This window comes from Cyclobacterium amurskyense, from assembly GCF_001050135.1.
Classification (GTDB): domain Bacteria; phylum Bacteroidota; class Bacteroidia; order Cytophagales; family Cyclobacteriaceae; genus Cyclobacterium; species Cyclobacterium amurskyense.
In genome coordinates this window covers 4376151-4400597 of record NZ_CP012040.1, presented here as the reverse complement: position 1 = coordinate 4400597, position 24447 = coordinate 4376151, and the positions used below count along the sequence as shown (strand labels likewise).

The following is a 24447-nucleotide window of genomic DNA, read 5'->3' as shown; positions in this document are numbered from 1 at the left end:
TGCCATGCAGGTTCCAAAAAAAGAAATTCAGCTTTTAAATTGCCAATAAATGCTCCAATCCTATTAAAAATCTTCCTGAGTTAGCTCGTGATTGATAACAGCACCTACCATGTTTCCACTGTATACGGCCATGGCCACGGACCGGATCATAGAACTGTTATCCCCACAGGCTACTACCCCATCCACGGAAGTCTTTCCCATTGGATCCACTTCTATGTGCCCGTGTTCTGTAAGTTTGCAACCCAAATCAACAGGTATAGCATTTTGTTTAAATGGAATGGCAGCATAAGCGGCATCAAATGTCTCCTTACTTCCATCCTTAAACTGAATGTTTTTCATATATCCAGCTTCATGCTCAATTGCTGAAATCTCTTTTTCTAGTATTTTAATGCCATGCTTACTTAATTTATGCGTCTGTTGATCATCAAATGTTTTATCACCTGAAGTAAGTATCGTTATGTCTTTGCTTAGGTTGTTGACCAATGAAGCGAGATGAATAACAATGTCCCCATTGGCCATTATGGCAGTTTTTTTATTTCTTATTTCATAGCCGTGACAATATGGGCAATGCACAACTGATATGCCCCAGCATTGGGCAAAACCTTCTATTCCAGGCATTATGTCTTTTATTCCTGTTGCAATCACTAACTTTTTTGCATAAAAGACATCCCCATTGCCTGTAATGACTTCAAACCCTTCAGAAAGTCTGATCGCTGTAATTACCAAGCCCTCATAAAAAGTTACGGTATTGTATTTAGCAACCTGACTCTTAGATATTGCTAATATTTCTTGAGGCGTACTCCCGTCTTGGGTTAAAAAGTTATGGGAATGCGGCGTTTGACGATTACATGGTTTTCCCGCATCTATTATTAAAGTTTTTCTAAGAGATCGTCCTAGTGCCATCGCAGCAGAAAGTCCTGCATACCCCCCGCCTATAATTATTACTTCAAAATCTTTTGTTTGTTGTGCCATTCGATTGATTTTTTGAAAAAAGGAAAGCGAAATATAAAAGCCTGGGAATAATTAGCCAATTGAACGGATTTTAATATTTCCACCTTCACAGTTTTTTCTTTACACTTTTGGCAAAAGTAAATAAAAAAATTATAATTGCAACATTGTTGCAATTATAATTTTGGTAATTTGATTGAGTTTACAAGCGTAATAAAGTAAAAATTAAAGAAGTTTTATGCATTAAGCGTCTGATCGCCAATATCAAAAAATAGGAAAATTTGGGCATTAAGAAAGCACTCATTTGTTCAAGTCTTGAGAGGAGAGCCAAGTATTATGGGCCTCTAGTAAAAAAACATCCTATTCGTTTCGGATACCTTGTTTACATCATAAAAATAAAAATCCCAAATGATTGGAGGTCTTGTAACTGCAGCGAGAACCGGTTGTAGAGGAACCAAAACCTCAACCCTTTTAACGGTATTTTTGTCAAAATCTTAAAGTAAAAAAGTTAGCTTCCTAAGGTTTCTTTTAGATAACTTCAAACCTGACTTTACCCATAACAATGACTTTGCCACCTATTCTATGCCCCCGCATAACTACCTTAGCTTAAGTAGGTATCATTGTCATTATACAGTAATTAATTCTTCAGTATTGGAGAACCAAAAAGAATTCATTAAATTAATGCTACAAATCAAAAGATTAAATATGGGCACTTTTGATTTTTACAAATTAAATGGTTGCTTCATTTATGATCCGTAATAAACCCCTAAGAAATCATGCAAATAATCCTGAAAACTGACCACAGGTCTACTTTGAAAACAGCTGGCTGGTTGTTGCCTATAGCCATTGTATTCCCAATCCTTGTGCACCTGGCCCCTTCTATTAATGGTGTTCCGGTTGGCGCCTATTTGTTACCCATGTTCTATATTCCATTTATTGCTTTAGTGGCTTACAGACTTCCCGTAGCACTTATTGTAGCCCTTTTGGCACCCCCTTTAAACTTCCTTTTAACCGGCAATCCCCAATGGGGCTTAATGGGTATTCTCACAATAGAACTGGTTCTTTTCACCCTTCTGGCTTATGTTCTTATGCTCCAGGGAAAGGTAAAGTGGATTGCTGCTCCCTTAGCCTATTTGGGTGCCAAAACAATCTCATCTGCTTTATTAATTTTAATTCCACTGATTGAGGTTGCACCATTTCAATTTTTCATCTCTTCTCTAAGCAATGCCACCTCAGGCATTTTGATTTTATTGGTGATCAACATTTTAAGCTTAAAATACCTCCCGAGTCAAGAGAATACTGATTAAAAAACATTCATTAAACCCAAAGGCCTGAAATAAACCCTATGGCTAAAATCAAACAAACATGGATACAAAAGTACCCGTTTCTTTTGTTAAGATAAGTAAAGCACTGGCCAGGTTCACCTTCCCTTCAGCGGATATCGTTATTGGTATTGGCAGAGGTGGAATTGTGCCGGCAAGTCTCGTGGCCCATCAACTTGGCCTCCCCCTTTTTATTGCCTCAGTCAACTATAGAGATGACAGTAATCAACCCATTCGGGAATCACCGGAATTTTTAGATGTTTTTCCCACTTCCTTCCCAAATGGTAGCCGAATACTCCTGGTGGACGATGTAGCGGTTACCGGAAAGACCCTAGCACTCTTAAAAAAAACATTTATGGATTATCCGGTCAATACTTTTGTTTTGAAAGGAAAAGCCGATTTTGTCCTCTTTCCGGACATGAAGACTTGTGTTCACTGGCCATGGAACCCTGCCCCTAAAACCCTCACTTATGAAAATTAGTCGCATTATAGGTTTCCTGTTATTTTGTTGCACCGCACCATTGATGGCTCAGGAAAAGGACAGCCTGATAATCGCCTTGGATGAGGCAGTAGTCACCGGCACAAGAATAGCCCGACAAAAAAGCAAAGTAACAGCATCCATATCAACCATTTCCAGAGAAACCATAGACCGCTCAGGTGAACTGAACGTGTTGCCCCTGCTGGCATATCAGGTGCCAGGCTTCCTACTCAATGACCGAAGTATTACCGGCTTTGGTGTAGGTCCGGGATCAGGAGGAAATATCAGCATTCGCGGGATTAGTGGAACACCCAATAACAGGGTACTGGTATTGATCGATGGACAGCCTCAATACATGGGCATTTTTGCTCACCCCATAGCAGATGCCTACAGCGCCTCCGATATAGAGCGGGTGGAAATCCAAAGAGGGGCCGCATCGGTACTTTATGGTTCCAACGCCATGGGTGGTGCCATCAATTTGATTACCCGAAAAGCAACAAAAGAGGGCTGGCAGGGTTCCGCCAATCTGGGCTATGGCTCCTTTGGCACCTTTATGGGATCTGCCAATGCCGCTTATAAGCAGGACAAATTCCATTCCTTGGTAGCCATCAACCGCAATAGCACCTCTGGCTTTCGAGCCGATGCGGCAGACAACTTTGAAAACACCACGGGCTACCTTAAAATGGGCTATGCCTTCTCTCCTGCCCTTTCACTTTCCGGAGACGTTCAATTGGCGGATGCTACCTATTACCAGCCAGGACCTATTGCTGCACCGCTGGAAGAAGACAAACGAGAATACTTGCGGGGAAGAGCTGCCATTTCTCTGCGAAATGATTGGGGGAATGTTTCCGGAGCATTACTGCTCTTCCATAATTTTGGCGAACATGAATTTCAAACCGGCTTTTCCTCCAAAGATCAAAATCAGGGCATCACCTTTTACCAAAACCTTAGCCTACTCCCCAAACAAGTCCTTACCCTTGGCATAGATTACAAGCGCTTTGGTGGAAAGGCTTTCAATGAAACGCTTCCTCCTCCGGCACGCACCGGCCTGGGAGTACAACATACAATCCATGAAACGGATCTGTACCTACAAGCACAACAAGACCTGGGAGAAAAAACAAGCATCAATGCAGGCCTACGTCAGGTCAGTAATTCACATTATGGAAAAAAGTTGCTTCCCGGTTTTGGCATTGCTTACCAGGCAAGGAAGAATTTCACACTTAAAGCCTCCTCATCCAAGGCCTTTCGAAGCCCTTCTGTTGTTGACCTCTTCCTCTTTCCTTCTTCCAATGAATTGTTGGAACCGGAGGAATTATGGAACCACGAAGCAGGTTTTCAAACCCATATTCTGGATAGCAAACTAAGCCTCGAACTAATGGCTTTTATGGCCAAAGGCAGCAATCTAATTCAGATTAACCCAATGGATACGCCTCCCATTGGCAGCAATTCGGGTAGCTTTCTAAACAAAGGTATGGAAAGTCAAATTCGCTACCAATCTTCGGCATCCTGGAAGGTTATGCTCAATTACGCCTATGTGGATGCCAGCAAGAATATCTTGTTTGCTCCCAAGCACAACCTGAGCTTTCAGGCTGACCTACAAGTGAAAAAATTCACCATCATACCCTCCATGAGGGTTATCGGAGGACTTCGAAACAGCCTATTGGAAACGGATGAAAATGAAAATTACACCTTATTGGACCTTAGGGTAATGTATGCCATAAGCCCCAAAGTAAAAGCTTATGTCACAGGCAAAAACCTCCTTAACACAGCTTATCAACTTGAAAAAGGTTTCCCAATGCCAGGAATAAATGTAATGACTGGCATCCATCTTAAATTTTAACCCAAACGATCATGGAAAATAACAAGCTAAATAAACAAAGAAGGGCATTCTTAAAATCATTGGCCGGATTGACAGCCGGAATGATGCTGCCCCTTACAAGTATCAATGCAGAAGGAAAAGCAGTGCCTACTCCCTATATGCGGGACAGGCTGGGTGACTTACTTCCCAAGCGGAAATTTGGTAAATCTGGTTTGTCGGTCACCATGCTTGGATTGGGAGGTGCCCATATTGCCCGTATGAAGGAAAGTGAAGCGGAAAGAACCATAGAACGCGCCCTCGAAGGAGGCATAAGGTTCTTCGACAATGCCGAGTCCTATGGTGGCGGAACTGGGGAAAGAAGGTATGGACAATTTCTTACACCCAAATATAGAGACATCGCTTTTATTCAAAGTAAGTCAACCGCCAGAGATGGCAAAACTGCCCAAGAACATTTGGAAGGTACCCTTAGTCGAATGAAAACGGATTATATAGACCTTTGGCTGATTCATGCAGTAACAAGTCCGTCAGATGTGGACAGCAGGTTAAAAAATGGGGTCTTAGACTATGTTTTGAAGGCAAAAGAAAGTGGAAAAGTAAAGCATATAGGATTCTCAGGACATTCGGATTACAATGCTCATTTGAGAATGTTGGAAAGCACCGATGAACTGGAAGCCTGCCAAATGCCTATTAATGCCTTTGACCCGAATTACAAAAGTTTTATTACCAATGTGATGCCAAAACTAATGGAAAAAGGAATGGCTCCCTGTGCCATGAAAACCCTGGCCAATGGTGGCTTTTTTGGGGGTACTACCCATTTCAACAGTGGTGACAAGCCACGCATTGTACCGAATGTATTGACAGTAGAAGAAGCCATATATTTCTCCTGGTCCCTCCCCATCAGTGTATTGGTAACCGGTGCAGACCATGCCGACATGCTCACAGAAAAGATAGATTTTGCCAAAAGATTCAAAGCCTTCGACGAGAAAAAACGCCAGGAACTGATAAGCCGCGTTTCCGGATTTGATGGCAAGTCGGTGGAGTATTATAAGGTTTAGGGGGATTTAGGTGATTATATAGTTCGTACTTGGGAATAATTAACGAATTTCAAAAAAAATAATAATGTAAATATGACTAAATAAATAACTGCAGACTTATGGTTGTCAATGATCACTTAGATATTTATGAATACTCCCCAAAAATAGAATCAATTTACTATAGTCTTTCAAATGTTGAAAAAGAAAAAAAACAGGTTAAAATGAATGAGGTAATCTCACGCAAAAACACCCATGAATTTTACAATTAACCCAATAATGACATTATTGATTTATCTTACTGTGGAGCCTGCCAAGAATCACTCTGCATGTGTAGTGCCCCAGAAAATACAAGCACTGTATATAATTTTTAAATGAATGTGCAATCCGTCAATCGAAAAAGTAAATTGCTTTTGAAATTCATTTTTTTATTAATAAATAGATAATGTGGATTTGTAGACTTAAACCGGAGTTGATATAAAAGTGAATCTTTAAAACGGGCATTTCATTGAAAACCAAAACTTCACCACATAATACTAAAGTCCGGCATGTAAACCCCTAGTATCTATTCCTAGAAAGAAATGTTTCCCCATGAATCATTGCTAAAAAACAGATATTTACTGCCAAATTATTTGGTATTTTAGGGATAATATGCTAACCCAAGGCATGAAAAATTAGTTTAGTGCACTGCAAAGCTATTTAAAAAATCTATCGTTAAAATATACAATCAAACACAAATAGAAATCCAACTAAAAACTGTAAGTTGGTCGTTAAGGGAATTTTAGCTATGGGTATAATTAAAAAGGAAGCAAGTGATTTATTAATTCTTTTGGTGCTATTCCTTATCGTCTCATTTTTCATTTTTAATCATTTGGGAGTAAAAAACGTAACTGATTCCGCAAGGTACTTAGATTATGCTCGTAATTTAGAAGATGGATTTTATATTGAAAAACACAATTTTTGGTATATAGGATATGTGATTTTAATATTTATCGTACATGCACTTACCGGTTCATACAATGAACTAAATTTAATCTTATTTCAATACTTATATTCCCTATTTGGGTTAGTGTTTCTATATAAAACAATTAAAATTTTTCATGGAACCACTCCTACTCCATTAATTGGAGGCGTTCTTTTTTTAGTATTTATTGAAATCAGTATTTGGAACTCATATATTTTATGCGAATCTTCTTATTTCAACAATATCGTATTTACTTTTTATTTTTTGGCTAAAACATTTATTCAAAAAAAATTCACCGTTACGAACATAGCGCTTAGTGTGTTTTTTACAATTTTAACCACATTTTCTAAACCCACAGGCATAGTAATTATACTATCTATAGCTAGCACAGCCTATTTGTATTTTTGGTTACATTCAAAATGGCATCTGAGGATCAAAATAATCACTTTTTTCCTGGTTTATTTCATGATAGGGTATCTAATCAACATGATGATTGAAACTTTTCAAATCATTGAAAACTATCAGTTTGGGGAAATAATCTATAATATTTTAAGCCTACCTCAAAAGGCAGAATACAATAGTCTAACCCATACTGTTCCAGAATTAAATCTGTTGCCCCCTCAATTCCCTCCACTAATAAGATTAATTCATTTTATATTCTTCAATTTCGAATTTTGGTGCATTTTATTTTTAAAAAAAATATACTTTTTTTTAATGCATATACGGCCCTATTGGTCTTTAAAACACAATCTGTATAATATAATTATACTTTTGCCAATTAATATTTTAGCTCTTTGGCAGATAGTCATCACAAATAATTTTGTAAAATTTTTCATTTTAATTTACTTAGTACTTCATATCCTAATAGTAGGAATAACAACCGTCGATTGGGATGGAAGATTTTTTCTGCCATTGATCCCTATCATAATAATATTCGCCGCACAAAGAATTTATATATTAAATGCTTCACTTAAGCACTATATCTCTCTAAAGCTCTAATTTTAATTGAATTTAGAAAAGGATTCTTTTAGTGGCCATTTGTAATAGTTGTCATCGTCTTCCCTTGCTTAGGCTCCGCTCAGCAACCTATGTGTGGGGTTATTAATATTTCGGTTCCGCTGTCTTCGACAAGCTCATACTCCAGTGGCAAAGTATCCCCTAACCACTTAATACATAGCCTTTTCCTATAATCCACTTCTATCCTAAAAAAAGCCTTATTTTGGCTTAGGCTGTTTTCTAAATTTAATGTGGTAACTTTGATATTCACAACAAGGAATGCAGGGGAAAAGCGCATCGCAGCTCGTTTTTATGGGATACAGCGATAATCTGGACTTGTCCAAAGTGTAGTGAGCTGCTTGACTTGGAATTGCTCTTGCTTTCTCTAAGCAAAAGCTTGTCATAATTGGCGAAATCTGCTTCTTTTGTACTGATTTTCTTGAAAAATCACCCATTCAGGGAAACCTCAAGTCAAAATTTACGTCATATAACTTCATTGTTTTTATAAATATTCTTACCATGAAAAAAATATTAATTCCTATAGCCATCATCGCAGTGATCGGGTTCATTGTATACTCCAAAGCGGTAGGCGTGTACAACACTTTCGTGCAAACTGAAGAAACCATCAACGGTCAGTGGGCGGAAGTGGAGACCCAATACCAAAGAAGAGCTGACCTAATTCCAAATTTGGTCAATACAGTGAAAGGTTATGCGGACTTTGAACAAGAAACCCTTACCGGTGTCATCGAAGCACGTTCTAAAGCCACATCCATTAATTTGCAGGCCGATGACCTTACTCCTGAAAACATCGCAAAATTTCAGAATGCGCAAGATCAATTGAGCGGATCGCTTAGCAGGTTACTGGTGGCCGTAGAAAGATATCCTGACTTGAAAGCCAACCAGAACTTTCTTGAGCTGCAGGCCCAATTGGAAGGCACTGAGAACAGGATTGCAGTAGCAAGAAGAAATTTCAATCAATCTGTGCAGAGCTACAATTCCAACCTGAGAACTTTCCCAAATAATATGTTTGCAGGATGGTATGGATTTGAAACCAAAGGTTATTTCGAAGCATCTGCTGGATCAGAAAATGCCCCAACGGTAGAATTTTAAATAGGACAATTATGGCCGAAAAATTATTTAGTAAGGCAGACCGAGAAAGTATCATTGGCGCAATCAAGAATGCCGAAAAAGAAACCTCAGGGGAAATTCAAGTGCATATCGAAAACAACTGCAAAGGTGATGTGCTTGACAGGGCTGCTGAAGTGTTTGAAAAACTCAAAATGCATAAAACAGCACAGCGCAATGCGGTGCTGTTTTATCTTGCTGTGGTGGACCATAAGTTTGCCATTCTCGGAGATGCAGGAATTAACCAGGTAGTTCCCAAAGACTTTTGGGAAAATATCAAGGAAGAAATGCTTGTTCATTTTAAGACAAAAGCCTATACTGAAGGGCTTAGAATAGGCATAGAAATGTCAGGCAAGCAACTGCAGCAGCATTTCCCCTATGACCATGAAGGAGACATCAATGAACTCCCTGACGAAATATCCTTTGAATAAGACATCATGATTAAAAAACAGCTTTTCCTTTCCTTGTTATTATTGGTACTTTCATTGGCTAGCTGGGCTCAGGGGGATTTTCCTGAAAAGCCTAACCCTCCTCGCTTGGTTAATGATTTTTCAAAGACACTATCAGCCAATGAAGTCCGACAGCTGGAGACCAAGCTAGTGGCTTATAATGACAGTACCTCTTCGGAGGTAAGTATCGTTTTAATCAATTCTGTCGGGCCTTATGACATCAGTGATTATGCTTTTCAGTTGGGGGATCAATGGGGAATCGGTAGAGCAGACAAGGACAATGGGGTACTTATCCTGGCGGCAATGAAGGACCGAAAGGTATTTATCGCCACAGGTTATGGAATGGAGGGAGCAATTCCGGATGCTTTGGCGAAAAGAATTGTAGAGCAGTTGATCGTTCCTAACTTTCGTACAGAAAATTATTATACCGGCTTGGATCAGGCCACTGATATGATCTTCAAACTAGCTTCCGGAGAATATAAGGCAGAGGACCTTGGCTCCTCAGAAAAACCGGGAGGAGGACTCCCCCTCTTCTTGATATTGATCGTAGGCTTTGTGATCCTTACCCTGATCAGAAACCGAAATGACAACAACAACCATATGGGAGGAAAACGAGGCGGAGTGGATTTCTTCACCACCTTATTGCTAGCCAATATGCTTGGAGGGAGTCGAGGTAAATTTGGGGATTTTTCTTCCGGAGGAGGCAGCTTTGGTGGCGGAGGCGGTGGCTTCGGCGGTTTTGGTGGTGGTAGTTTTGGTGGTGGCGGCGCCGGTGGGAGCTGGTAAAGATTTTGGCGGTATTGCTGCAATTAATGCATCAATACCGCCAAGGTCATTTAATTATCAATTCATTACTTCACAGTCTGACACCTGTTACTTCAATAGTTTAACCCATTCAGGTTTCCTATTCTGATCACACCTTCCGAATTACTTTTTCAATAGAGGCACCTAGGCCAGCGGAATAAAAGGTCACTTTAGGCTATAAACAATAAGCACCGGGTTTTCAGAGTCTTTTGCCGCCAAGGCTGTTTTTGCGAAGTTTTTACCTTTACTATTAGCCCAATTCTCAAAATCCTCCTTCCCCATTTGCTTTTTCTTTTCCACCAATGCATGATAAAGGTCTTTACCAGCTATTCTTGTCCCCACTTTCCCCGGTTCAAAACCATAGCCTATTGACTTTGGATCATGCCCTTCATCGATATCGTTGATTAGATTGCCTTCAATCACATGGGATTGTGATTTTTCCCTGTCATAAAATAGGTTGTAAACTTTCTTTTCGTAACTAAAAAAGGTGTAAAACTGTTTTTCTGAAACTCGGTATTGACCTCTAAAGAATAATTTTACACGGCTATTAATGATTTTAAGTCTATCCCTTAATTCCAGTCTCTTTAATTCTTCCAGGTTTTGACCATAATTTCCATAGTCAAAAGTAAACATGGGAACCATTTGTTGATTATGGAATTGATAAATGGTATCGAGAAAAGTCATCCCAAAATAAAGATGTTGTTTGCTTTTTTGAAAATAGTTCCGGCCCGACATCTCACTTTCAAGTCTTTCGGAGTAGTATGGCAAGAAATTAATAGTATCCTGCAAATTTTCATTCAAGGTTTGGATAAAAAATTCTCCTGTTTTTCTCGCGGAATTGTAGGAATAATAGCGGTTGTCAAATTCAGAAAACACACCCGGACCAAAGGGGGCTTTTAAGGTCAATTCACGTAGAAACTCCCCTTCCAGGCTGAACCACATTATCTTTCTAGGGTAAACCCCTAACAAAACCAGTTCCTCATTTACAAATGTCAAAGCATCAAAGTCCAAGTATTCACCGGGCCCCTCTCCAAAAGCATCTATCTTTCCTATATACTTTCCTGCCTTATTGAAAATTGAAATGCACTTGCAATTGTAAATATCAAGGTTATAAATTTTATCTCCATAAAAGCGGATTTGATGTAAGCCGACATTAAGTTGTGCCTCATCCAACTCATCTTCCAACCAAATATAGTCGATTTCAGGCTCAAAAAATTCAGATAATTTCCCAGTTCGGGATTCAGAAATATCTACAATAACCAGTCCTATTCCCCCCTCTTGTTTTTCAGTTTGCGTTTTCTTATTACAACCGCTTATAATAAATAAAAACAAGTACCCAAATAGCCAAAAACAGGGGTTGAAATGATTAAGATTTACTTTATGATGGCAAATATAAGTAAGAGAGCTTGAGGTAATGGGCATATTCTTTGTAGTTTTTCTATAGAATTAATCAATTCATAATAGGATGTCAATTGTTAACATACTAGTGAATATCTATGCCCTGATTGAATTTAGCATTGGATAAAAACTCGCAAAATTTATTTCCTTTCTTTATACCCAAAGCAAATAAACTCTTTTGCATCTTTTTGGTCAATTCGTGTCAAATTGCAAAGTATTTCCTCTTGGGGATTGTCATTATGGACACAGGTAATGCACAAAGATGGTTTTTGTATTAAATCAGTACTAATCTCATATCCATCATCATCAAAGAATCCATTTATTTCGGAAGGAGGGATTTCGTCTATGTGCCTTCGACCAGCGGATTTATTCTTTTTTATTGCGGATTCAATTTCATAATCATTGTTTGGATCGCTTTCCCCTGTAATACAGGTAAAGCAACTATTTCCGACAGTGGCGGCACCTATAACCCAAATGTCGTTCCCACAGGAACATTTGACTCCTTTTTTATAATCAGCTAATGCCATTTCAAGCCGTTTCCTTAAATCTTTTCCATTTTCACTTGGGTTGTTTTTCAAGTGCTTTTTCACATATTCTTCAATTGAAATTGGGGAAAATTTCATTTTGGTTTTAATTTAATTATAGTGTGCATTAAATCATTTTGGGATTGATATTTCTATCAAAAAGGAGAAGTTTCCCAATATACAACTCCCCTATTTCTCATTAAAGGCAAAGGCAGTATCACCAGTGAAATCGGTACTTACCATTGTAGGGGCCCAGTATTTTTCTACATGGTCTATTACCAAACGAGTTCCCTCAAAATGGTCTACATAAGGAGGCATTTCCGGATTGTACATGGTATCAGTCATGTCCCGCATCAGCACCACATTTTTATCAAGATTGGCCAACTGACGGATGGCAAAAGGTCTTCCCAGGACACACATGTTCAGATGCACCCCCATAACCACTATATGGTCTATATTGTTTTCAACCATAATATTGTAAACTTCCTGTCCTTGGTCAGTGATAAAATCTTTGTCTTCAATGCTAATATCAGCTGTTTGTCTGGTCCATGCGGTCATCTCTTCGCATGGCTCCCCATCGACACAAGGCCTATCACAGCCCCCATCACTGTCGTCTATGGGTAGAGCAGCTTCTTTATTTTTGTCAAGGTAACACCAATCATCGATTGGAAACCCTTCTGGAGCCTTATGACTTGGAATTTGCATTGCTGCCTTCCTTTGCGGTGCGTCAATATAAAAATCCATTGTTCCACTTGGGGCATGGATAATGGTCACTCCCATTTCTCTGGCATTATTCAAAGTTTTATTCATGACCGGAGCCAATTCGGCCACTCTTTGGGTAGCACTTTCACACCAATGCCTATCCCACATATCGGTCACAATGATTGCCGTCCTTTTAGGATCCCAGGATTCAGTATATTCAACCGTTTCCCAGCTATTAGCTTCGCTCTCTGACTTTACTTTTTTTCTTAGGTTAATTGATACCGTCTTAACCTCACTTACAGCATTGGATTTTTGCTCCTCTTTCTGAGCAGATTGGCAACTTAAAATTAAAGTTGGCAAACATAGGAATATTAAGTAGAACAATGGCCTCATATCAATTTTTACTTCCAATTTACATTATTACTTTAATCTTTTAAAATATAATGCTATGGAATTTTCACCTTTTACTACTTTCACATCCACCTGTAATGATTCAAGTTTCCTTTGCTAAAATTTTGATCTATTAAAGTATTACTCTAATTATTCAAAGGAATTAAACCAATTATATAAAATATCTTTGCTCATTAATTAATTTTAAGTATATAGTTTGGTAATCATTCATATGATTAGTCTTTAACCCAAAATAATACTCTGTAAAATGGATTTTTCTTCGCTCCCTGAAGTTGAAATATGGTACCTGATCAAATCCGGTAACCAACAGGCATTTTCCTATATTTATAAGACCTTTTCCAAAGATCTCTATAAATATGGTCACAAATTTACTCAAGATACAAGCTTAATAGAAGATGTCATCCAAGACTTGTTTGTTCATATTTGGGATTTGAAGGAGAATATAAGCATTAAAAATTCTATCAAATTTTACTTATTTGCTTGTTTTCGTAGAGAGCTTATCAAGAAAGTAAAGATATCTAATAAAAACGAATCCTTAGAAGAGGTACATTCTAAATTTAAATGGGAAATGTCCTTTTTAGAAATCCTTGATGAGAATCAAATAATTCTGGAATCCCATAATAAAATCAGCCTGGCCCTTGATCAAATACCCCTCAGGCAAAAAGAAGCCATTTATTTAAGGTATATCCAAGAACTTTCCTATGACGAAATTTCAAAATTGATGAATGTGCAAGTACCCTCGGTATACAATTTAATATTTAAAGGCTTAAAAAAATTAAAAAAAATCCTACCTTTTTCAAGAAGATCAATTAAAATTGGCGGACTGATATTTTTATTTATTCAATAATACTCCATATAATTAATATAAATGAAATGAATACTGAATAAATTATATTTTATGTAATTATTAAATATTTTCTGGATCAAGAGATGAGATTTTTCCCATAAATCGCTCTCTGTTGTTAAAGATCCAAAATGAACGATTTCAACGCCATAGATGATTTTATTGATGATTTCTCCTTCCGGAAGTGGGTGTTGAGAAATGATGCAGAAAGTGGCTTGTCATGGAACAAGTGGCTAACGGAAAATCCAGAAAAGCTTGAAGTTTTCAATGAGGCCAAAGCTGTTCTTTTGGAACTAGATCTCCCAGGAAATGACTGGACTGCAGAAAAGGAGCGGGTTTTGCACCAAAAAATACAACAAAGGATCAATAAACAGACCATTCCGCTACACCCAAAACAAAAAAAATCAAATGATTATGCTATTCATCGATATGGTGCAAAAGCCGCTGTCATTACTTTTTTGTTAATAGTGTCTGTTGTAGGTTTTTTACAATTAAAAAACTCCACGGAAAAAGAGATAGACCACAGAGCCATGCTTCAGGAAGGAGCCAAATGGATCACTAAATCAAATCCCAAAGGTCAAAAATCCAAAATACATTTACCGGATGGGTCCACTGTAATTTTGAATGCTGAAAGTCAAATTCGCTTCAAAAACGATTTCGGAAAAGCTGACAGAGACATTTTTTTAAATGGCGAATCGTTTTTTGAGGTGGCTAAAGATAGTTTATTGCCCTTCAGGGTATTTAGCGGTGACCTCGTTACCACTGCTTTGGGAACTTCCTTCAATATTATTTCCTATGACAAGGACAGGGTAAATGTACAATTGGCTACCGGTCAGGTGAAAGTTTTCAAAGAAGAATCGGAAAGTGAATCGTTGCTACTCCAGCCTGGGGAAGAGGTAATCATGGAGGGGCATGGTACAATGAGAAAAAGGAACTTCGATAGACAAACTGCATTCCTGTGGAAGGATGGCACCCTAAAATTTACAGATGTTTCATTTTCGGAGTTTAAGATTACACTCGAGCGCTGGTATGGAGTGGAAATAGGATTCAAAGGCACGCCATCTTCCACAATAGCCATTTCAGGCGAATTTAAAGACAAATATTTAAGCAATGTTTTAGAAAGCTTAGGTTTTGCCTATGGCTTCGACTTCGAGATAGCACAGAAAAAAGTAACCATTACATTCAAATGAAAAAGTAAGTTATGACATAACCTGTAAAAAATGGAGAAGGCCAATGTAAACATGGGCCTTCTCCGGCAGATAGGAAAGTTTCTCAGGCTCTAACTATTTGCCATCGTTTCACTGCAATAATTAATTAACAATAAAACACCCAAATTTATGAAAAAAACGCTACATGCCCTATGTATGATTGGTAAATACTACCTATATGGAATTGCTTTACAACTGTTGTTTATAAACCTGCTCTATGCTGCTCCGATCAATGCCCAGGGTTCTCTAGACATGAAAGAAGTTTACCTGAGCATCAGTCTGAAAGAAGCATCCTTTCCCGAAGTTTTCTCTGAAATTAAATCAAAAACTGATTTTTCATTTATTTATGATAAAAAAGTTTTTAATAAAACCAGAGCAGTAAACATAAAGGCCGATGGCCAATCCCTTGAAAGTATTTTAGTGGACCTGGCTAAAGCACATGGCCTGAGGTTCAAACAAGTGGATGACAAAATAAGTGTCCGCCTGGCAGAGGCAAAAGAACCTTCGCCTGTGATAATGGTGGATGTTACCGTAAGTGGTACTGTGGTAGATAGCAACGGGCAACCTATTCCAGGGGTAACAGTATCGGTACCTGGCACCTCCATAGGTACAGCAACAGATCTGGATGGTAAATATTCCATTTCGGTTCCTGAAGGCACCACACTTGTCTTTTCATTTATCGGCTTTGAATCCCAAAGTAAGGCTGTGGGAGACCAGAGCATTATCAATATCACGCTAACTGAAGACATGTCTTCGTTAGATGAAGTGGTGGTTATAGGATATGGTACCCAGAAACAAAGAGAAGTTACAGGATCAATCGCCATTTTGGAAGCGGGTCAACTAGAAGACCAACCTGTGGGACAGTTTGCACAAAAACTACATGGTAGGATTCCAGGAGTTCAAATAAATCAGGCTTCTGGAACTCCAGGTGGAGGTATGGCCATTCGTATAAGAGGTGCATCATCAATTAACGCTGGGAATGACCCTTTATATGTTGTCGATGGATTTCCTATTGTAGGAGACATTAACAATATCAACCCCAATGAAATCGAAACATTTTCGGTTCTAAAGGGAGCTTCTGCTGCCTCACTATATGGATCGAGGGCAGCGAATGGAGTAGTTTTAATCACTACTAAAAGAGCGAAAAAAGGAGAAACTACAATACAGTTTTCAGCAAGTTATGGCATCAACCAAATTCCTCAACAAGGAAGAAGTGAATTTATGGATGCCAAAGAATTTCTCCAATTTCAGAAGGAAATATATGAGGATAAAATTAAATATGAAGGTTATACCGGAGGCATTCCTGAGCTGTATCAGAATCCAGAACAGTATAACGGGATAAGTACAGATTGGTCAGATGTCATCTTAAGAGATGGTTCCGTAGCCAGTTATAACCTAAACATTGCCTCAGGCAAAGACAACTTTAGTACCTCAACCACCGCAGGATATTTTAAAGAAGAAGGGGCCGTTTTAAACACAGATTTTGAAAGGTTTTCCTTGCGATCCAATAATGAATATCAATTCAATGAAAATTTCAGAATCGGAGTAAACCTAGCACCTACCTTTCAAAGAAGTCAAAATTTTAATACAGATGGACATTCAGGTAGTGCAATTGTAATGGCAGCTTCATCTACTCCCCCAATTTTCTCACCCTTTGACACCAATGAAGATGGCACTTTGGTAGATAGTTATTCTGGGCCAGGTATCTTCACTCAACCTAATTGGTATAGAAATTTAATGGAATCCACTAACCGGATTAAATCTACTAGGTTATTAACCAATGCTTTTGCAGAATTAAATTTCATGGAGAACTTCACCTTCAAAAGTTCTATTTCATTGGATATTCTTGGTAGTAACAGAAGATTGTTTCAACCCTCCACTTATGGTGTTTCGGGAAATGCACCTACAAATAGAGCTCGTGCAGAATATGCTACCGAATTTTACTACTCTTGGTTAACTGAAAACACCCTTAACTACAATAGGACTATTGATGTAGACCACAACATAGATGCTTTAGTGGGGTATTCAGCCCAAAAATTCTCTCAAGAAAACACAATACTCACAGGTATTGACTTCCCTGATGATGATGTGCAATGGATAGACGCTGCAGCAATAAAAAATGGAAGTAGTAACTTGGGTGAATGGTCTCTTTTATCTCTTTTCAGCAGAGTCAATTACAATTACAAAGGTAAATATTTACTATCTGCTTCAATAAGAAGAGACGGATCGTCAAGATTTGGTGGTGAAAATCAATGGGGATCCTTTCCTGCAGCCTCAGCAGGTTGGATCATTTCTGATGAGCCTTTCCTTAGTAACTCGACTACATTTAGCTATTTAAAACTAAGGGCTGAATATGGCTATGCTGGTAATTTTAACATTGGGAATTACCGACAGTTTGGAAATATATCTTCAACAAACTATGTCATTGGAAATAGTATTGCTCAAGGTAGAAGCCCCGTATCTATTGGAAACTCTCTACTAACTTGGGAAACCACAAGAGGAATGGATATAGGTCTTGATATAAGTTTTTTAGGAGATAGGATCTATACAACATTTGATTATTACAACAAAACCACTGACAATATGCTATATCAAGTTGATATTCCTTATGCAGCTGGTTTTCCCAATATACAATCTAACATTGGAGAAATAAATATATGGGGCTATGAGTTTTCTATAGGTCATAAACTGTTAACTGAAAATTTTAAATGGAATACGGATTTTAATATTTCCTTTAACCGAAATAAAGTAATTCAATTAGGGACTAACAATACACCAATTGGGGGAATTGGTGAACAAGGTTTTTCTTCTTATTGGAAAACAGAGGTTGGAAGACAAATGCCTTTATTTTATGGTTATGTATTTGATGGAATTTACATGACTCAGGAGGAGTTTGACTCTAGTGCTAAACACATAACTTCAGCTGTGGGAACAACCAAAATGAAAGATTTAAATGATGATGGCATAATTAATAGTGAAGACAAAACCTTTCTAGGAAACCCAAATCCAAAATTCACTTTCGGATTTAACAATAGCTTTAACTATAAAAACTTCGACTTAAATATTGTTATGTCAGGGGCTTATGGAGGAGAAATCTTTGCTTTTAGAGGATGGAACACCTTATTGGACGGTAATTTCAATGTGATTACAGAAGTAAAAGATCGTTGGCGTTCTGAAGAAAATCCTGGTGCAGGGTTTCATGCGTCCACTCGTTCAGGTACAACTGCATTTGGGAGATTTACCAGTAGTAAATGGATTCATGATGCTTCCTATCTCACGGTCAAGAATTTAACCTTTGGTTACACATTACCAAATATCAAAAATTATTTCACTAAAGCAAGGGTATATGTAAGTGTCCAACAAGCGCTTGTTATTACTAATTATCCCTATGGTAACCCAGAAGCAAGTTTAAGAGGATTAAGCAGTCTAGAATTGGGTTTTGATGGAACCGCCTACCCTGTACCCAGAACCATAGCATTAGGTTTAAATCTTAATTTTTGATCCGTAAAAAAACATAATCATGAAAAACTTAATTTATATATATATTATCTTTTGTTTTGGTTTGCATTCATGTTCAAACGACTTTATTGAAATAGCTCCCCAAGCCTCAGTTACTACAGCAAATTTTTACAAAACACAATCTCAGTTTGAGCAAGCGTTAATAGGTGCCTATGCTTCTGTCAGAGATGCAAAAGGTTCCATTGCATCTTGGGTAATGGGAGAAATGAGATCCGACAATACCCATTATGAATATAACAATTTAAATCGCGGCGTTTCTAATTTGGAAAGGGAAGATACAGCTGGGTTTTTGGACGACAATTCCAGTAGTTATATTTCCAGTAAATACAACTCATGTTATATTGGAATCGCTAGAGTGAATCAGATTTTAGATAAAATCGAAGGGGCCGACTTTAGCCAACAAGTGAAAGATCGAATAATAGGGGAGTCTAAATTCATTAGGGCTTTGTTGTATTTTGAATTGGTCAGATTCTTTGGAGGGGTTTCCTTGCATCTCGAAGCAGTTGAAGGGGCAACTCAAGCCTATTTACCAAGGTCGAATACTTCCGAAGTTTACTTAGCAATTGAATCGGACTTATCAGATGCAATACAACTTCTACCAGAAGTGACTTTCCCTCAAAATGGACGCGCAACAAAGGGTTCTGGTCAAGTTTTACTTGCTGATGTTTATATGGCGCAAAAAAAATTTTCAGATGCTGAATTAGCCTTAAAACCTATTTTGACAATGGACTATGAGTTACTACCAGACTACGGGTCTGTTTTCGACCTAAGTAACAAAAATAGTAAAGAATCAATCTTCGAGATTCAATACCAAGAAGGAAATCAAGGACAAAATAGTAATTTTTTGTATCCATTTCTACCTTTATCAGCTGATGTAAGTTTAATTACAGGAATCCAATCCCAAAACAGAAATGCTGGAGGTTGGAATACTCCTACCCAGGAAATGATCGATAGTTATGAAGAAGGTGACACTCGATTAGAAGCTTCAATTGGAATTATTGAAGGTACTGGACCGGTTGGTGCAATGGTAATAGAAAAAGTTACCAGTCCTCTTAATTACATTACACCAGAAGAAAAACGCTCCTACGCATTTATTAAAAAATACTTGCATCCTCATAGTGTTGAAAATAACACTGATGACAATTTTCCGATTTACAGATTCTCAGATGCACTTTTACTACTTGCAGAAGCCCTCAATGAACAAGGTAAAGCTGCCGAAGCATTGGTTCATTTAAATAGGGTTAGGACAAGAGCTGGTTTGCCATCTTCTAGTGTAGTAAATCAGGATGAATTACAAGATATAATCCTTCATGAAAGACGTATAGAATTTGCTTTTGAAAATAAAAGGTGGTTAGATTTGGTTAGGACTGGACGTGCCATTGAAGTAATGAATCAGCATGGAGAAAACATGAAAGCCTTACATCCAATCCTGAGGGATGTAAGCTATAATGTAACCCAAAACCGATTGCTTTTCCCAATTCCACAAAGAGAAATCCTAATAGGTAATCTTGAACAAAACCCTGGCTATTAGTCTCCATCAAAAAGAATTAACCTATTCAATTTCAAATCAATACTATTATTCACAAATTGAATTCCTTGGTATTCAACCCTATAATTAAAGACTTAAGGGAAGTTTTCCTTAAGTCTTTAATTGGAGTTTATGGTAAAATAGGAATCTAAAATCATACTAAGTGTTTGGATAGCTTAAAGGAGATATATCACTAATTTATCATAAATTAAATTTTTCCTATAAGAAAAAGAAGTGTGGAATATTGCAAGCTTAAGAGAAATTTTCATTTGAAATTAAACAAAATTCTAACATGGAAATATCTTAAAAATAAATTGTAGTTGACTTAACCTATTAAAGAATGAAAATATATATTCCTATTCTATTAATAATAATAATGGTGAATGCCTGTAATTCACCTCAGCAAAAAGCAGAAAATAATACTGAAAACAATTTCGAAAGGTTCCGAAATGTTGTATTTATCATTGGAGATGATCATAGTACCAAAGTATTAGGGGCTTATGGTAATAAAATTGTAAAAACACCAAACTTAGATGAAATGGCAAAGAATGGGGTTTTATTTAGTCACGCTTACGTCAACTCTCCTGTATGTTCCCCTTCAAGGCAATCAATGATTACTGGGAAATACCCGCATGCATCAGGGGTTTCTTTACTATCAACTCCATTTCCTGAAGAACAAATATCTATCGCGGACTATTTAACTCCACTGGGTTATAAAACCGCAATCATTGGAAAAAATCATTTTAATAGTTCATCTAATCATGGATTTGAAAATAAAATACAAAAGAAGGACTATCTGGATTTTATCAAGACTAATCCTCCCAGAAAGCCAGCAGATGAAATAAAATCCAGACCGAAGTGGAAACCATTTAAAGATCCAGCAAACATTTGGCTAAATGCAGATGCATTACCCTCTACTTATTATGACGAAGAAGATGTAGGAACTTTTTATGCAAAAAAAGCAATTGAATTTATACAAAGCAATCAAAATGACCGCTTTTGCTTATGGCTTGGGTTTGAAGAACCCCATTCCCCATTTAACTTCCCCATTGAATATGCCAACAAGTACAATCCTGAGAATATGCCCCTTCCAAGTGGAAGCCAAGAGGATGACCGTTGGATTCCCGAAGTGTTTAAAGATTTAACAGATGAAGAAAAAAAGGGAATCATTTCTTCTTACTATACTTCAGTTGAATACCTAGACAAAAATGTAGGGCTCGTTTTGAATGCTTTGGAAAAAGCTGGGCTAAAAGAGAGTACATTAGTAATCTATGTAGGAGATCATGGCTATTTATTAAATGATCACAAACGCTTTGAAAAACACATGATGTGGGAAGAAGCAGTCAAAGCCCCTTTGATCATTCAAGGAGGGAAGGCTTTAGGGGAAGGGAAAATTCAATCTGAACTGACAGAGTTTGTTGACTTATTCCCCACAATTATTGAGGCATTAGGAGAAAAACCGCTGAATAATATTCACGGAAAAAGTTTGGTACCCCTTCTAACCGAAAAAACGGACAAACACCGTGATTACGTATTCTCAGAGTTTTTACCCGATAATAAAGCCATGATTCGGACTAATAAATGGAAATATATTTTTTCCACAGGTAAAAATGATTTAGGAATGGGATATGCAACAGGTTTTGGTCCAGCGGGTATTACCCATCATTTGTATAATGTAGAGGAAGATCCGAAGGAAACGACAAATCTTTCCAATAACCCCGATTACCAAGAAATTATGCAAGAATTACAAGTGAAATTACTCGGAATTTTTGAAAAAACTCATCCTTTGGCTGGCAATGTGCCAGCGTCATGGAGTATCGAACAAAAATTTGTTGCCTATTGCGAGCCTCCAGAGGAAAGTAAATCTGAGGAAACTTCTAAATAGTAAATTCACCCAGATTATAATAGTTTTATAATTTGGGTGATATTCATTTATATTCGCAACCTTCATTTCCATTATGATAAAATTCTCCATCTTCCTACTTGTTTTATTTGGCTGTTCAACCAAAGTTTTTGGGCAAAAAGAAAACAGCAAACCCAATTTTGTTGTCATTTTCACCGATGATCAAACCTACAGGGCCATAGGATACAATAATTCGGAAGTGTTGACACCAAACCTGGATAACTTAGCAAAGAAAGGATTAATTTTCAATAAAGCCTTTACTTCGACACCTGTTTGTGCGGCAAGTAGGGCTAGCGTTTTTACTGGATTATACCCACAGACCAATGGAACAGTAGCATTGGATAGAAATTCTTTTATTAATAACATAGTGAATGAAAATAAATACAACACTATGGCAGAATTCTTACAAGATGAAGGCTATACCACGTATTTTAGTGGCAAATCGCATTTAGGAAATCCGCAGGATTATGGCTTTAGATTCGGATACGAGTCCAACAGTTTTGATGATGAAATAGCCTTTAAGGAGGTGTCAAACTTTATTGAAAAGGAGGATTTTGGCGAGCAACCCTTCTTTATCTGGTTAGCTCCAAGACAACCTCACGTCCCATTGAAACCAGCGAAGCAATGGTTAGAACTTTATCCATTGGAAAATATCTCAATTGAAAAGAATTTCCTTACCACCCCGGAGCAAGAGAGCGTATTTAACCAAGGCTTACCTGGTGAGCATTATTACAGGGATTCAGATTACACAAATAACTATAAAAATTTACCGGCTGGACCTCCACGGTCAACAGAGGTTATTTCAGAATTTACAAAAGCATATTATGCGACCATTACCCATCTTGATTTTCAAATTGGATATTTTATTAATCAGTTAAAGGATAGTGGACATATGGAAAATACAGTGTTCTTTTTTCTTTCAGACAATGGCTATTTACTAGGAAATCATGGCTTGGGAAATAAATTGACTATGCATGAAGAGTCCGTACGGATACCCATGTTTATCTATTGGGACCAACTCAAAATAGATGTGCATGAATCTGAAGCATTAGTATCCAGTACAGATCTACTTCCTACTATTCTAAATATAGCTGGGTTACCTATTCCAGAATATTTCCATGGAAAATCCATTTTGCCTATTCTAAAGGATCCCTCAGTCAGCATAAATGATTTTATAGCCAGTGAAAGCGTAGGAGTTGGTGGTAAGGTTGGAACAGGTCACCGAATGATAAGATCACCAGAATGGAAATATATTATCACCGACATTAACGATGAATTATTATTCAATTTATCCGATGATCCCTATGAATTGAATAACCTAATAGACAATGATGCATATGAATCAATCTTGGTGAAATTGAAGGGGTATTATCAAGAATGGAAGGATTTGGTGGGAGATGAAAAACTGATTCCTTAAACCCAAAATGGAATATCCATTAGACAATATTATGCGTTAAGAATAATAGTAATCATTGGCTCTATAAACACTATTTCTCATTAAAGGCAAAGGCAGTATCACCAGTGAAATCGGTACTTACCATTGTAGGGGCCCAGTATTTTTCTACATGGTCTATTACCAAACGAGTTCCCTCAAAATGGTCTACATAAGGAGGCATTTCCGGATTGTACATGGTATCTGTCATGTCCCGCATCAGCACCACATTTTTATCAAGATTGGCCAACTGACGGATGGCAAAAGGTCTTCCCAGGACACACATATTCAAATGCACCCCCATTACCACTATATGATCTATATTGTTTTCAACCATAATATTATAAACTTCTTGTCCTTGGTCAGTGATAAAATCTTTGTCTTCAATGCTAATATCAGCTGTTTGTCTGGACCAAGCAGTCATCGCTTCGCATGGCTCCCCATCGGCACAAGGCCTATCACAGCCCCCATCACTGTCGTCTATGGGTAGAGCAGCTTCTTTATTTTTGTCAAGGTAACACCAATCATCGATTGGAAACCCTTCTGGAGCCTTATGACTTGGAATTTGCATTGCTGCCTTCCTTTGCGGTGCGTCAATATAAAAATCCATTGTTCCACTTGGGGCATGGATAATGGTCACTCCCATTTCTCTGGCATTATTCAAAGTTTTATTCATGACCGGAGCCAATTCGGCCACTCTTTGGGTAGCACTTTCACACCAATGCCTATCCCACATATCGGTCACAATGATTGCCGTCCTTTTAGGGTCCCAGGATTCAGTATATTCAACCGTTTCCCAGCTATTAGCTTCGCTCTCTGACTTTACTTTTTTTCTTAGGTTAATTGATACCGTCTTAACCTCACTTACAGCATTGGATTTTTGCTCCTCTTTCTGAGCAGATTGGCAACTTAAAATTAAAGTTGGTAAACAAATGAATATTAAGTAGAACAATGGCCTCATATCAATTTTTACTTCCAATTTACATTATTACTTTAATCTTTTAAAATATAATGCTATGGAATTTAGGTCTTTTTATTCTTA

18 protein-coding genes are annotated in these 24447 nt (G+C 37.7%); 13 read left to right on the top strand and 5 right to left on the bottom strand.

What is annotated here, in order from left to right; translation table 11 throughout:
- Nucleotides 1-63 precede the first annotated feature (63 nt).
- Nucleotides 64-972, bottom strand: a complete 909-nt coding sequence (locus CA2015_RS17955; RefSeq protein WP_048643145.1) for an NAD(P)/FAD-dependent oxidoreductase — start codon at nucleotides 970-972, stop codon at nucleotides 64-66.
- Nucleotides 973-1724: 752 nt separating this feature from the next.
- Here CA2015_RS17955 and CA2015_RS17950 point away from each other — a divergent pair.
- From CA2015_RS17950 to CA2015_RS17910, 7 genes are all read left to right on the top strand, one after another.
- A complete protein-coding gene (locus tag CA2015_RS17950; RefSeq protein WP_048643144.1) occupies nucleotides 1725-2255 on the top strand; it encodes a hypothetical protein in 531 nt (176 codons plus the stop codon).
- Nucleotides 2256-2313: 58 nt separating this feature from the next.
- Nucleotides 2314-2751, top strand: a complete 438-nt coding sequence (locus tag CA2015_RS17945) for a phosphoribosyltransferase family protein (RefSeq protein ID WP_048643143.1) — start codon at nucleotides 2314-2316, stop codon at nucleotides 2749-2751.
- A complete protein-coding gene (locus CA2015_RS17940) occupies nucleotides 2741-4588 on the top strand; it encodes a TonB-dependent receptor (RefSeq protein ID WP_048643142.1) in 1848 nt (615 codons plus the stop codon). Before CA2015_RS17945 ends, CA2015_RS17940 begins: the two co-directional genes overlap by 11 nt.
- A gap of 11 nt (nucleotides 4589-4599) precedes the next feature.
- Entirely contained in the window at nucleotides 4600-5622 is a 1023-nt protein-coding gene (locus CA2015_RS17935; protein ID WP_048643141.1) for an aldo/keto reductase, read from the top strand.
- Between the two features lie 2455 nt (nucleotides 5623-8077).
- Nucleotides 8078-8668, top strand: a complete 591-nt coding sequence (locus CA2015_RS17920; protein ID WP_048643138.1) for a LemA family protein — start codon at nucleotides 8078-8080, stop codon at nucleotides 8666-8668.
- 11 nt (nucleotides 8669-8679) lie between these two features.
- A complete protein-coding gene (locus tag CA2015_RS17915; protein WP_048643137.1) occupies nucleotides 8680-9114 on the top strand; it encodes a TPM domain-containing protein in 435 nt (144 codons plus the stop codon).
- Between the two features lie 6 nt (nucleotides 9115-9120).
- Nucleotides 9121-9918, top strand: a complete 798-nt coding sequence (locus CA2015_RS17910; RefSeq protein ID WP_048643136.1) for a TPM domain-containing protein — start codon at nucleotides 9121-9123, stop codon at nucleotides 9916-9918.
- A 183-nt stretch (nucleotides 9919-10101) separates the two neighbouring features.
- Here the strand turns inward: CA2015_RS17910 and CA2015_RS17905 are convergent, their stop codons facing one another.
- From CA2015_RS17905 to CA2015_RS17895, 3 genes are all read right to left on the bottom strand, one after another.
- The gene (locus tag CA2015_RS17905) at nucleotides 10102-11358 is read right to left on the bottom strand and encodes a 6-bladed beta-propeller (protein WP_084011879.1); all 1257 of its coding nucleotides are present in this window, start codon (nucleotides 11356-11358) and stop codon (nucleotides 10102-10104) included.
- 116 nt (nucleotides 11359-11474) lie between these two features.
- Nucleotides 11475-11957 carry a hypothetical protein gene (locus CA2015_RS25085; RefSeq protein ID WP_205749781.1) on the bottom strand — a complete coding sequence of 161 codons (483 nt, stop codon included), beginning with the start codon at nucleotides 11955-11957 and terminating at the stop codon, nucleotides 11475-11477.
- 90 nt (nucleotides 11958-12047) lie between these two features.
- Complete coding sequence (locus CA2015_RS17895; RefSeq protein WP_240477834.1) at nucleotides 12048-12920, bottom strand: isochorismatase family protein; 873 nt, start codon at nucleotides 12918-12920, stop codon at nucleotides 12048-12050.
- Between the two features lie 298 nt (nucleotides 12921-13218).
- Between CA2015_RS17895 and CA2015_RS17890 the strand changes: the two genes are divergently transcribed.
- From CA2015_RS17890 to CA2015_RS17865, 6 genes are all read left to right on the top strand, one after another.
- Nucleotides 13219-13818, top strand: a complete 600-nt coding sequence (locus CA2015_RS17890; RefSeq protein ID WP_048643135.1) for an RNA polymerase sigma factor — start codon at nucleotides 13219-13221, stop codon at nucleotides 13816-13818.
- Between the two features lie 128 nt (nucleotides 13819-13946).
- Nucleotides 13947-15005 carry a FecR family protein gene (locus CA2015_RS17885; protein WP_048643134.1) on the top strand — a complete coding sequence of 353 codons (1059 nt, stop codon included), beginning with the start codon at nucleotides 13947-13949 and terminating at the stop codon, nucleotides 15003-15005.
- A 147-nt stretch (nucleotides 15006-15152) separates the two neighbouring features.
- Complete coding sequence (locus CA2015_RS17880; protein WP_048643133.1) at nucleotides 15153-18524, top strand: SusC/RagA family TonB-linked outer membrane protein; 3372 nt, start codon at nucleotides 15153-15155, stop codon at nucleotides 18522-18524.
- 19 nt (nucleotides 18525-18543) lie between these two features.
- Nucleotides 18544-20073: a RagB/SusD family nutrient uptake outer membrane protein gene (locus CA2015_RS17875; protein WP_048643132.1), complete on the top strand. Its 1530-nt coding sequence runs from the start codon at nucleotides 18544-18546 to the stop codon at nucleotides 20071-20073.
- 337 nt (nucleotides 20074-20410) lie between these two features.
- Nucleotides 20411-21955 (top strand): sulfatase family protein, encoded by a 1545-nt coding sequence (locus tag CA2015_RS17870; protein ID WP_048643131.1) that lies wholly within the window; start codon nucleotides 20411-20413, stop codon nucleotides 21953-21955.
- 73 nt (nucleotides 21956-22028) lie between these two features.
- Nucleotides 22029-23390 carry a sulfatase family protein gene (locus tag CA2015_RS17865; protein ID WP_048643130.1) on the top strand — a complete coding sequence of 454 codons (1362 nt, stop codon included), beginning with the start codon at nucleotides 22029-22031 and terminating at the stop codon, nucleotides 23388-23390.
- A 70-nt stretch (nucleotides 23391-23460) separates the two neighbouring features.
- On the opposite strand, the gene CA2015_RS17860 is transcribed toward CA2015_RS17865, so the two are convergent.
- Entirely contained in the window at nucleotides 23461-24384 is a 924-nt protein-coding gene (locus CA2015_RS17860) for a cysteine hydrolase family protein (RefSeq protein WP_240477833.1), read from the bottom strand.
- Nucleotides 24385-24447: the final 63 nt, after the last annotated feature.

What these genes read in the sequence shown, in the direction of transcription:
- CA2015_RS17955 (WP_048643145.1), bottom strand. Translation starts at nt 972, where the DNA reads ATGGCACAACAAACAAAAGATTTTGAAGTAATAATTATAGGCGGGGGG.
- CA2015_RS17950 (WP_048643144.1), top strand. Translation starts at nt 1,725, where the DNA reads ATGCAAATAATCCTGAAAACTGACCACAGGTCTACTTTGAAAACAGCT.
- CA2015_RS17945 (WP_048643143.1), top strand. Translation starts at nt 2,314, where the DNA reads ATGGATACAAAAGTACCCGTTTCTTTTGTTAAGATAAGTAAAGCACTG.
- CA2015_RS17940 (WP_048643142.1), top strand. Translation starts at nt 2,741, where the DNA reads ATGAAAATTAGTCGCATTATAGGTTTCCTGTTATTTTGTTGCACCGCA.
- CA2015_RS17935 (WP_048643141.1), top strand. Translation starts at nt 4,600, where the DNA reads ATGGAAAATAACAAGCTAAATAAACAAAGAAGGGCATTCTTAAAATCA.
- CA2015_RS17920 (WP_048643138.1), top strand. Translation starts at nt 8,078, where the DNA reads ATGAAAAAAATATTAATTCCTATAGCCATCATCGCAGTGATCGGGTTC.
- CA2015_RS17915 (WP_048643137.1), top strand. Translation starts at nt 8,680, where the DNA reads ATGGCCGAAAAATTATTTAGTAAGGCAGACCGAGAAAGTATCATTGGC.
- CA2015_RS17910 (WP_048643136.1), top strand. Translation starts at nt 9,121, where the DNA reads ATGATTAAAAAACAGCTTTTCCTTTCCTTGTTATTATTGGTACTTTCA.
- CA2015_RS17905 (WP_084011879.1), bottom strand. Translation starts at nt 11,358, where the DNA reads ATGCCCATTACCTCAAGCTCTCTTACTTATATTTGCCATCATAAAGTA.
- CA2015_RS25085 (WP_205749781.1), bottom strand. Translation starts at nt 11,957, where the DNA reads ATGAAATTTTCCCCAATTTCAATTGAAGAATATGTGAAAAAGCACTTG.
- CA2015_RS17890 (WP_048643135.1), top strand. Translation starts at nt 13,219, where the DNA reads ATGGATTTTTCTTCGCTCCCTGAAGTTGAAATATGGTACCTGATCAAA.
- CA2015_RS17885 (WP_048643134.1), top strand. Translation starts at nt 13,947, where the DNA reads ATGAACGATTTCAACGCCATAGATGATTTTATTGATGATTTCTCCTTC.
- CA2015_RS17880 (WP_048643133.1), top strand. Translation starts at nt 15,153, where the DNA reads ATGAAAAAAACGCTACATGCCCTATGTATGATTGGTAAATACTACCTA.
- CA2015_RS17875 (WP_048643132.1), top strand. Translation starts at nt 18,544, where the DNA reads ATGAAAAACTTAATTTATATATATATTATCTTTTGTTTTGGTTTGCAT.
- CA2015_RS17870 (WP_048643131.1), top strand. Translation starts at nt 20,411, where the DNA reads ATGAAAATATATATTCCTATTCTATTAATAATAATAATGGTGAATGCC.
- CA2015_RS17865 (WP_048643130.1), top strand. Translation starts at nt 22,029, where the DNA reads ATGATAAAATTCTCCATCTTCCTACTTGTTTTATTTGGCTGTTCAACC.